Below are 10,321 nucleotides of genomic sequence, written 5' to 3'. Positions count from 1 at the left end.
CGCGCCCGAGGCCGTTCAGGCCGACACACCCCCGCCCACCTGCACTTTTCCGCTCACCCCAGGCACTTCCAGCCCGTCCGGCGCCTGGGGACGAGGCCGTTCAGGCCGACACACCCCCGCCCACCCGCACTTTTCCGCTCACCCCAGGCACTCCCAGCCCGTCCGGCGTTTGAGGACGAGGCCGTTAGGCCGATTCGGGGTCTGGGGGCGGAGCCCCCAGGTATGGGATGGGACGGGTAGGGGCGGCGGGGGCGAAAAACCCTCCGTTACGTCAGGCCGGACTCGGAGAGTAGATACGCCGTCATCGGGTCATAGTGACGGGGACTGGTCACGTGGTCGTCGAGGGGAACCGTCACCTGGACGGTGCCCTCGGACTCGGCGAGGAAGAGCGCGGGGTCGTTGCAGTCGGCGTACCCCACGGAGTCGACGCCGAGTTGACCGGCGCAGCCGGCCCAGCCATGGTCGGCGACGACCAGGTCGGGCAGCGGACGCCCCTCGTGCTCGAGGCCGCCCAGAATGGTGCGCATCGGCTCACCGGAATGCGTGTGCCAGAGCGTGGCACCGCGCTCCAGGACCGCGACGTCCGCGAACTGGAAGACGTACCCCTCGTCCGTGTGCAGCCCCTCCGGGATCACCACGATCTCGCAGCCGGCCGCACGCAGCGCGGCGGCCGTCGCGCGGTGCACATCGAGGAGCCCACCCGGGTGCCCCGTCGCGAACAGCACCCGCTGCTTCCCGGCCGCCGCCTTGCGCAGCCGCGACGCCATCCGCTCCAGCGCGGCGACCGTCAGCTCAGGGTCGATGGTGTCCTGCCCGTAGCGGTACTCCGGGTCGTCGTTCACCCCGCAGCGCTCCGCCATCACCGCGAGCACGTCCTGCTCGTCGGACCAGCGGTCACCGAGCTCCAGCCCGAGCCAGTAGTGGCGGTCGCCGTTCGCCAGCTTGCGGTAGTGGGAGAGGTTGTTCTCGCGGGGAGTGGCGACGTCGCCCGCGATACGTGTCCGTACAAGGTGGTCGACGAGCTCGGCGCGACTGGGGGTCCCGGGTATCGGCATGGCTCCTATTCTGCCGGGGCGTTCAGCGGGGCGAACCGGGGTCCCGCACCCTGGGACGGGGGTCACGTCACTCCACCTGCCGGAGCGCGAACCACAACTCCATCCGTACGTCCGGATCGTCGAGGTCCATATCCAGCAGGGCCGCGCACCGTGCGATCCGCTGCCGCACCGTGTTCCGGTGCACGGACAGGGCGACCGCCGTGCGGTCCCAACTGCCGTGCAGGGAGAGCCAGGTACGGAGGGTCTCGGGCAGGGCGGCGGCCGGGTGCGTGATGAGGGGAGCGAGAAGAGCGCGGGCGTGGGCCTCGGCCTCGGTAGGGGGAAGCAGTTCGGCCAGGCCGGGGCGTTCGCCGGGGCGGACCAGGGGCGTACGGGTGGCTCGCGCGCGGGCCAGGGCGCGGGCGGCCTGGGTGTCGGCGGTCGCCCACTCCTGCGGGCCGACGACAGCACTGGCCCCGCAGATCCAGCCGGGCTGCGGGGCCGGCTCCCGGCCGGCGGGGACGAGGACGCGTACGACATCCCCGTCCACGTCGACGAGCGCCGAGCCGAGCGCCGCCCCCAGCGCGGACGCGGCGACGGCATCCGGAGCGGCGGGGCCGTCCCGGCGCGCGTGCACCACGATCCACCGCTGCCCGCCCAGCAGCGGCGCCACGTCCTCGGGCGCGGCGCCCAGCAGCAGCCGTACGAGAGCCGAGGAGCGGGCCGCGCCGGTGCCGCTGTGGTGCTCGCCGGTGAGGAGGGAGAGGAGTACGGCGGCCACGGAGGCGATGGTGTGGTCACCGGGCTCGCGGCGTGGCGCCGCCACCCCGAGCACGAAGTCCTGGCCCGCGCCGAGGGCATAGGCGGCGAGGTGGACGCCGTCCACGGTGTCGGTGGCGGAGGAGGGCGTGGGCGTGGGAGTGGGAGCGGGACGGGGGGTCCTGCCCGCTGTCGGGCGCACGACCGTCGCCAGTTCGGTCAGGGCTTCGCTCACCGCCGCCGCCTCCGGGCCCCGCCCCGCCCTCGCCACCTCCGCCCCCTCCGGTCCGTACAGCACCGCCCGGCCGCCCACCCGCTGGGCCAGTTGCCGCAGTACGGACGGCACCGGATCCGGCCGGGACGCCGCCGCGGCCAGGCTCTGCTGGGCCTCGGTCACGCGGCGCAGCTCCGCGTGCCGGGCCTGGGCCATCAGTTGCCAGACCGCTCGCGCCACAGCCGAGAAGGTCGTGCGGGGCGGGACTTCCAGGAGCGGAAGGCCGTAGTGGTCGCAGGCCTCGACCAGGGCCCGCGGGACCGTGTCGTGGACCGGCGCCAGCCCGAAGCCGAGGGCCGCGCCGCCCGCCTCGACGATCCGGGAGACGTAGTCGTCGAAGTAGGTGCCCGAACCGGCCGCCTCCGGAATGTGCACGCCCGCCGTCAGCAGCAGCTCACCGCCGAGCAGATACGGGTACGGGTCCGCCATCTCCGACGTGTGCGCCGAGTGGATCACCGTGGCCGGATCCTCGGGGCCCGCGATCCGACACAGGCCGAGGTCCTCGCGGGCCAGCAGAGCCGCCAGGGGCACGGGCGGCGTGGGAGGAACGGCAGGGTCCGCCATGGTGGACGTTTCCTCCATCCAGCTTCGCGACAGTGGATGAAACGTACACTTCAGCGCCACTTTCCGGCCACCTAGGGTCGTGCCCGGGCAGCCCCATCACCGGCACGACACACGCCACCGAGTGCGCGAAGGAGGCCCTTCATGGCCGTCGACTACACAGTGATCGTCGTCTATCTCGCGGGGATGCTGGCCATGGGCTGGTGGGGCATGCGCCGGGCCCGGTCCAAGAGCGAGTTCCTGGTGGCCGGGCGCCGTCTCGGTCCGGCGATGTACTCCGGCACGATGGCCGCGATCGTCCTCGGCGGTGCGTCCACCATCGGCGGGGTCGGGCTCGGGTACCAGTACGGGCTCTCCGGCGCCTGGATGGTCTTCACCATCGGCCTCGGGCTCCTGGCGCTGAGCGTCTTCTTCTCCGCCCGCATCGCCCGCCTCAAGGTCTACACCGTCTCCGAGATGCTCGACCTGCGCTACGGCGGCCGCGCCGGCGTCATCTCCGGCGTCGTCATGTGGGCGTACACGCTGATGCTCGCGGTCACCTCCACCATCGCGTACGCCACGATCTTCGACGTCCTCTTCGACATCAACCGCACGATCGCGATCGTCCTCGGCGGCTCGATCGTCGTGGCCTACTCGACGCTCGGCGGCATGTGGTCCATCACCCTGACGGACATGGTGCAGTTCGTGGTGAAGACCATCGGGGTGTTGCTGCTCCTGCTCCCCATCGCCGTCGTCAAGGCCGGCGGTTTCGGTGAGATGAAGGACCGGCTTCCCACCGAGTACTTCGATCCGCTGGGCATCGGCGGCGAGACGATCTTCACCTACGTACTCATCTACACGTTCGGCATGCTGATCGGGCAGGACATCTGGCAGCGCGTGTTCACCGCGCGCAGCGACCGGACCGCCAAGTGGGGTGGCACGATCGCGGGCACCTACTGCCTGGCGTACGCGCTCGCCGGCGCCGTCATCGGTACGGCGGCCAAGGTGCTCTACCCGAAGCTGGGCAGCGCCGACGACGCCTTCGCGACCATCGTGAAGGACGAACTCCCCGTCGGCGTACGGGGGTTGGTGCTCGCCGCGGCTCTGGCGGCCGTGATGTCGACGTCCTCCGGCGCGCTCATCGCCTGCGCCACCGTCGCCAACAACGACATCTGGTCCCGGCTGCGGGGGATCACCGGGACCCCGTCCGTCGAACACGACGAGGTCAAGGGCAACCGCGTCTTCGTTCTGATCATGGGCGTGGCGGTGATCTGCACGGCGATCGCGCTCAACAACGTCGTCGAGGCGCTGACCGTGGCCTACAACCTGCTCGTCGGCGGGCTCCTCGTGCCGATCCTCGGCGGTCTGCTGTGGAAGCGCGGCACCGTCCAGGGCGCCCTGGCATCCGTGATCGTCGGCGGCGTCGCGGTCGTCGCGCTGATGGCGACGTACGGCATCCTCGCCAACGAGCCGGTCTACTACGGGCTGCTCTCCTCGCTGGCCGCCTATGTGGCCGTCTCGCTGATCACCCGCCCGACCGATGCCGCCGTGCTCGCCGCCTGGCGCGAGCGGCTGGCCGGCCGGGCCCCCGAACCCATGTCCGAACCCGTCCCGGCTCCCCAGTAGAGTCGGCCGTGCAGTACATACGCGACGAAGCGTAGGAAAGAAGGCAGTTCACCATGACCAGCAACGAGACGCCCCGCGGGCCCGTCGACTCCTCCCGCATCCCCCGGTACGCGGGACCGGCGACCTTCGCACGGCTGCCGCGCCTGGACGAGGTCGGCCGCACCGATGTCGCCGTGGTCGGCGTGCCGTTCGACAGCGGCGTCTCGTACCGGCCGGGCGCCCGCTTCGGCGGCAACGCCATCCGGGAGGCCAGCCGCCTCCTGCGCCCCTACAACCCGGCGCAGGACGCCTCCCCCTTCGCCCTCGCGCAGGTCGCGGACGCCGGCGACATCGCGGCCAATCCGTTCGACATCAACGAAGCCGTGGAGACGGTGGAGGCCGCCGCGGACGAACTGCTGGGCTCCGGCGCGCGACTGATGACCCTCGGCGGTGACCACACCATCGCGTTGCCGTTGCTGCGCTCGGTCGCGAAGCGGCACGGCCCGGTGGCCCTCCTCCACTTCGACGCGCACCTCGACACCTGGGACACGTACTTCGGCGCGGAGTACACGCACGGCACGCCGTTCCGCCGGGCCGTCGAGGAGGGCATCCTCGACACGGAGGCGCTGTCGCACGTGGGCACGCGCGGCCCGCTGTACGGCAAGAAGGACCTGGACGACGACGAGAAGATGGGCTTCGGCATCGTCACGTCGGCGGATGTGATGCGGCGCGGCGTGGACGAGGTCGCCGACCAGCTGCGGCAGCGCATCGGCGACCGCCCGCTCTACATCTCCATCGACATCGACGTCCTCGACCCGGCGCACGCACCCGGCACGGGTACCCCGGAGGCGGGCGGCCTGACCTCCCGCGAACTCCTCGAAATCCTCAGGGGGCTGGCGTCCTGCAACCTGGTCTCCGCGGACCTCGTCGAAGTCGCGCCCGCGTACGATCACGCCGAGATCACGTCGGTCGCCGCGTCCCACACGGCGTACGAACTGACCACGATCATGTCCCGTCAGATCGCCGAGGCCCGGACGGGCCGGGAGGACCGACCGAAGTGACCCACGACCACGACCTGGTACTCCACCCCACGGCCGCCCAGACGTCAGCCGCCCTGAATCCTCCCGCGGGGCGGAGCGGCGGAGACCTGGTCGTGGAGACGCTGGCCGGTCTCGGCGCGACGACCGTCTTCGGCCTGCCGGGCCAGCACGCCCTGGGGATGTTCGACGCGCTGCGCCGGTCGGACCTGCGGTACATCGGCCTGCGCGTCGAGAACAACGCCGGATTCGCGGCCGACGCGTACGGCCGCATCACGGGCGAGGCCGCCCCGCTCCTGCTGTCGACGGGTCCGGGCGCGCTGACCTCCCTGGCCGCACTCCAGGAAGCGGCCGCGGCCTCCGCCCCCGTCCTGGCGATCAGCAGCCAGATCCCCACGGCGGGACTGGGCGGCGGTCGCCACGGCTATCTGCACGAACTCCCGGACCAGGCGGCCTCGTTCCGCGGCGTGGTCAAGTCCGTCCACACCGTCCGTACACAGTCCCAGATCCCGTCGGCGATCGCGGCGGCATGGCAGTCGGCGCTGACGGCTCCGCACGGGCCGGTCTGGGTGGAGATCCCCCAGGACGTACTGCTCGCACAGACACTTCTGCCCGTGGTGACGGCGGTCGACGCGACACCTCAGGACGTGGTCCCCCGGCCCGAACTGACGGCGGTGGCCGCCCACTTGCTGTCGGGAGCCCAGCGTCCGGCGATCATCGCGGGAGGCGGGGTCGTCCGGGCGGACGCGTCCGGGAAGCTTCGCGCGCTCGCCGAGAGGCTGACCGCCCCCGTGGTCACCACCTTCGGCGGCAAGGGCGCGTTCCCCTGGGAGCATCCGCTGTCGTTGCAGTCCTGGATGGAGGACCGGCACACCACGGACTTCCTGGAGGACGCGGACGTACTCCTCGTCGTGGGCTCGGGCCTGGGCGAACTGTCGTCGAACTACCACACGTTCAAGCCGCGGGGCCGGGTCATCCAGATCGAGGCTGACCTGGGCAAGCTGGAGGCCAACCACCCGGCGCTCGGTATCCACGCCGACGCCAGACTCGCGCTGTCCGCACTCCTGGAGACGGTGGACGAGCGCACGGACCCGACGGCCCCCGAGCGGGTGCGCACCGTCCTCGAACTGGTCCGATCACGGATCGCGTCCCAGGAACTCACCCTGGAACAGGACGTGCTGGCATCCGTACGGCGCGCCCTTCCGCCGTCCTCCCCCTCCTTCTGGGACATGACGATCCTGTCGTACTGGGCATGGTCGGCCTTCGACGCCCGCCGCCCGAACACGATGCACTCCGCCCAGGGCGCGGGCGGCCTCGGCTACGCCTTCCCGGCGGCCCTGGGCGCGGCGGCAGCGGACCCCACCCACCCGGTTCTCGCGGTCTCGGGCGACGGCGGGGCCCTGTACTCCATCGCCGAGCTCGCGACCGCGAAGCAGCACGGCTTCGACGTCACCTGGCTGATCGTCGACGATGGCGGTTACGGCATCCTCCGCGAGTACATGACGGACGCCTTCGGCGACGCGACAGCTCCGGCGACGGAGCTGTCGCGTCCGGACTACGTGGCGCTGGCCGAGTCGTTCGGGGTGCCGGGTGTCCGTACGACCCCGGAGTCCCTCGCCGACGACCTCACCAAGTCCCTTGCCACGCCTGGACCTTCAGTGGTCCTCCTGCCGGCGGTGCTGCGGATGTTCGCGCCGACGCATCAGCGCAGCGCCGAGCCGAACAGCGCGTCCGTGTAGGGCGCGGAGAGGTCCTTGCCGCCGAAGGCGAACGCGGAGGTGGTGGTGAGCCCGGTGGTGGTGCCGCGCAGGAGCCAGACGGCGCCGTTGTCGCTGTTCTCGGCCGTGGAAGCCACGGCGAGGTCGCGGTGGCCGTTGCCGTTGACGTCCAGGAGCGCGGTGGTCACGCCGAACCTGTCGTTCGTCTCGGCGACTCCGGGCACACCGGCGGTGTTCTGGTGGAACACCTGGGTTCCCGCGCCCGTGACGCCGGAGGCCGTGCCGGGGACCAGGGCGAACGAGCCGGCGTCGGTGAGGCCGCTGAAGTCCTCGCCGGCGATGCCGAGCGCGATGTCCGCGTAGCCGTCGCCCGTGACGTCGGCGACCGAGACCGCCGAGCCGACCTCGTCGCCGGACTCCTGGGCGCCGGGGAAACCGGGCAGGCTCTGGTCGAAGGTCTGATCACCGGCGTCGTTCAGGCCCTGGGCCGAGCCGAACGCTATGCGCACCTTCTCGCTCCAGTCGTCGGCGCCGACCACCACGTCGTCGTAGCCGTCGTTGTTCACGTCGCCCACACCCGTGCCCGCGACACCGCCCGTGGAGTCTCCGGGTGCCCTTTCGGTGGTGAAGCCCGCACTGCCGCCGTAGAGCAGCTGGTTGCCCCAGGTGCCGTCGCCGGTGTAGGTCCACTGGACGATGTCGTCCTTGCCGTCGCCGTTCACGTCGCCGACCTGGCCGGAGACGATGGGGCCGGTGATCGAGTCGGGGCCGTCCTCGCAGCCGCCGTTGGTGACGCAGGAGGCGTCGTCCGCCCCGTAGCCCCACCATTCGGACTTGTCGAGGATGTTCAGGGTGGCGGCGGGCTCTCCGGTGCGTGCGATCGGGCCCTTCCACAGGGTGGCCGGGGCGCCCTCGGGGTCGTCGCCGCCGACGTTCTGCTTGGAGAACAGGGCCAGGTCCGTCTTGCCGTCCCCGTCGAAGTCGCCGGCCTGCGGGGCGGCCCCGTACCCGGCGACGTTCGTGCCGCCGGTGAGGCCGGAGGCTGAGCCCCACAGGATGACGGAGCCCGGGGTGCCGCCCGCGATCACGAGGTCGCCGTAGCCGTCGCCGTCCAGGTCCCCCTTGGCGAAGGTGGAACCGAAGCGCTGGCCCGCGGTGGCGGAACCGGGGACCCCGCTGGTGGAGCGGCTGACGAGCTTCTTGTTGGAGGCGGAGAGCCCGCTGGACGAGCCGTACGTGACGGCCACATAGCCCGCTTTGGCCGCTCCGGACACGGTGGCGTTCGGTGCGCCGACGACCAGGTCGGCGTAACCGTCCCCGTTGAAGTCGTCCTGTACGTCCACGTCCGCCGATGCGGCGGCGGGGGCGGCCTGGGCCGAGGCCGCGGTGAGGGCAACGCTGCCGATTCCTCCGGCAAGCAGCGCCGCGGCGGCCAGAGGTGCGGTCAGCCGTGCCGTGGTGGGGGTCCTGCGTCGTGCTGGGAACAACATGCACGTGCCTTTCGAGTCGGTCTTGTCCGGCGCGTCGGTGTGCGCGCGTTCATCTACTGCGACTCGGGTTGCGCGTCATCGGTTGTGCGGCAGCAGTTCATTTACTCGAAACCATGGGTTGGTGGCTCGTTAGAGCTCCCCGTTGAACACAGGGAGCTCAACGCCGGACCACGCAGCGTGCGTAGTGCTACCAGATCGCCTCGACCCACTCCGGGTGGTCGATGAAGGGGTTGCGGTTGCCCTGGTAGGAGTCGTAGATGACCTCGTTGCGCTTCTCCTCGAAGGCGCTCGGCGGGTCCTCGTCGTTCCACTGCTTCAGGACCGAGAGGCGGCCGTGGTAGGGGGCGGTGCCGTTGGTGACCGAGTCGTTGGGCTCCAGGTCGGCCCAGTTGTCGTCGCCCTCGTAGCGGACGGCCATGTAGAGGATCATGCGGGCGACGTCGCCCTTGACGGCGTCGCGGGGTTCGAAGGAGTTCGAGTCGGTGTAGCTGCCGGAGGCTCCGCTGACCGGGCTGCCCCCGTTGTCGAAGTCCTTGTTGCCGCGGATGCTGTTGACCTGGACGTCCTCCGGGCGCAGATGATGGAGGTCGGTGCCGGGGCCGGTCGCGGTGCCGAAGTCGCCGTGGGACTTGGCCCACACATGCTCGCGGTTCCAGTCGCCCGTGTCGCCGCCGTTCAGGGACTTGCTGCGCGACTTGCCGCTGTAGAGCAGGATCACGTTGCCGCTGTTGTTCGGGTCCTGGTCCGTCACCTTGAGGGCGTTCCAGACGGCGGAGTACGAGATCGAGGTCTGGTCGCTGATGATCGTGTGCAGCGAGTCCTTCAGGGCCGGGCCCGTCTTGCCGATCGCGTCCTCGTAGTACGTGTCGTCGTACGCGGTGGTGGTCGCCGCGGCGGGGGACGCGGCCGCGGCCGGCAGGGCGAGGCCGACGAGGACGGCGGAGGTGGCCAGTGCGAGCGGCTTCCAGTCGCGTATTCGTCTGCTTCGTCTGCCTGTCTGCGCAATGGACATGGGGGGTGTCCTTCCGGGGACGGCACGCGCGGGACGCCCGCCGGGCTCAAGGGCGGGGCGATCTACGCGAGTTGACTGTTCGGTCAACGGGGAGCGTGGCACGGGGGAGTGGTCCGTCGTGTAACCGGGAAGGGGCGGTTGTGTGACGTTCTTGTGTCACGGGCAGCCCCTGGCCTCGGGCCGGCCAGGGGCTGCTGTCGGTAGAGGGTTTTCCCCAACTGGCCCCAACTGGCGTAGGGCTGGCCCTAGTTGACGTCCGACGCGTCGAGGCGGTACAGCGCCTGGGTGTTCTGCGACGCCTCGACGTCCGTACCGTTCTTCTGCACCCAGGCCGTCACCTCCGCACTCGTGCTGTCGGAGCCGCCCCGGCCGCCGCCCCCGTCCATGCCGCCGCCGAGCATGACGTAGTGCAGCTCGCCCTTCTTCACCAGCTCCTTCAGCTTGGTGAGGGTCATGGCCTTGTCGGTGCCGGTCCAGCCCCACATGGAGATGACGGGCTCCCTGCTGCTGACGATCAGCTGGGCCGCGCTCTGCGAACCCGACACGGCCACCAGCCACTTGGCGCCGTCGCGGTGCTTCTTCAGATAGGCGATCATCTCGGCGTCGGCACCACCGCCAGGGCCTCCGGCCGCGCCTCCTGCCATGCCTCCGGGGCGGCCGGTGCCGGTCTGGGCGCCGGACGGGAGATTGCCTGGTGCCTGCCCGCCGTTGGCGGTCCCGCCGGGGAAGCCGCCGCGGCCGCCACCCGGGGCGCCTCCCGGGCCGCCGCCCATGCCGCCGCCCGTCGTGGGCCCGGCCGTCGGGTTCGTGCCGCTCATGCCGCCGCCCGAACTCCCGGGCACCGAGGCCGCG

General features: G+C 71.3%; 8 protein-coding genes. 3 read left to right on the top strand and 5 right to left on the bottom strand.

Going from position 1 to position 10,321, the window contains the following annotated elements; all coding sequences use genetic code 11:
- Positions 1–266 precede the first annotated feature (266 nt).
- Positions 267–1,055: a phosphatase gene (locus tag FE633_RS17935; protein WP_138046183.1), complete on the bottom strand. Its 789-nt coding sequence runs from the start codon at positions 1,053–1,055 to the stop codon at positions 267–269.
- Between the two features lie 67 nt (positions 1,056–1,122).
- Complete coding sequence (locus FE633_RS17930) at positions 1,123–2,631, bottom strand: PucR family transcriptional regulator (protein WP_171060010.1); 1,509 nt, start codon at positions 2,629–2,631, stop codon at positions 1,123–1,125.
- A gap of 141 nt (positions 2,632–2,772) precedes the next feature.
- On the opposite strand from FE633_RS17930, the gene FE633_RS17925 reads away from it, so the two are divergent.
- The 3 genes from FE633_RS17925 to FE633_RS17915 are packed head-to-tail and all read left to right on the top strand — an operon-like array spanning position 2,773 to position 6,988.
- Positions 2,773–4,233, top strand: coding sequence for a sodium:solute symporter family protein (locus tag FE633_RS17925; protein ID WP_138046181.1), 1,461 nt, complete (start codon positions 2,773–2,775; stop codon positions 4,231–4,233).
- Positions 4,234–4,286: 53 nt separating this feature from the next.
- Positions 4,287–5,273, top strand: coding sequence for an agmatinase (speB, locus tag FE633_RS17920; protein ID WP_138046180.1), 987 nt, complete (start codon positions 4,287–4,289; stop codon positions 5,271–5,273).
- Positions 5,270–6,988, top strand: a complete 1,719-nt coding sequence (locus tag FE633_RS17915; protein WP_138046179.1) for a thiamine pyrophosphate-binding protein — start codon at positions 5,270–5,272, stop codon at positions 6,986–6,988. Before speB ends, FE633_RS17915 begins: the two co-directional genes overlap by 4 nt.
- On the opposite strand, the gene FE633_RS17910 is transcribed toward FE633_RS17915, so the two are convergent.
- The 3 genes from FE633_RS17910 to FE633_RS17900 all read right to left on the bottom strand — a co-directional run.
- On the bottom strand, positions 6,952–8,457 hold the full coding sequence (locus tag FE633_RS17910) for an FG-GAP-like repeat-containing protein (protein WP_138046178.1): 1,506 nt from the start codon (positions 8,455–8,457) through the stop codon (positions 6,952–6,954). The two genes, FE633_RS17915 and FE633_RS17910, sit on opposite strands and share 37 nt — an antisense overlap.
- A gap of 187 nt (positions 8,458–8,644) precedes the next feature.
- Positions 8,645–9,469: an endonuclease I family protein gene (locus FE633_RS17905; RefSeq protein WP_138046177.1), complete on the bottom strand. Its 825-nt coding sequence runs from the start codon at positions 9,467–9,469 to the stop codon at positions 8,645–8,647.
- Positions 9,470–9,714: 245 nt separating this feature from the next.
- Positions 9,715–10,321: mannosyltransferase YkcB-related protein (locus tag FE633_RS17900; protein ID WP_484422047.1), on the bottom strand; the 607-nt coding region annotated here is incomplete at its 5' end.

The organism is Streptomyces montanus (genome assembly GCF_005786655.1).
In the GTDB taxonomy this organism is placed as follows: Bacteria; Actinomycetota; Actinomycetes; order Streptomycetales; family Streptomycetaceae; genus Streptomyces; species Streptomyces sporangiiformans.
The sequence above is the reverse complement of the archived record's forward strand: the minus strand, read 5'-3'. Positions and strand labels throughout refer to the sequence as shown.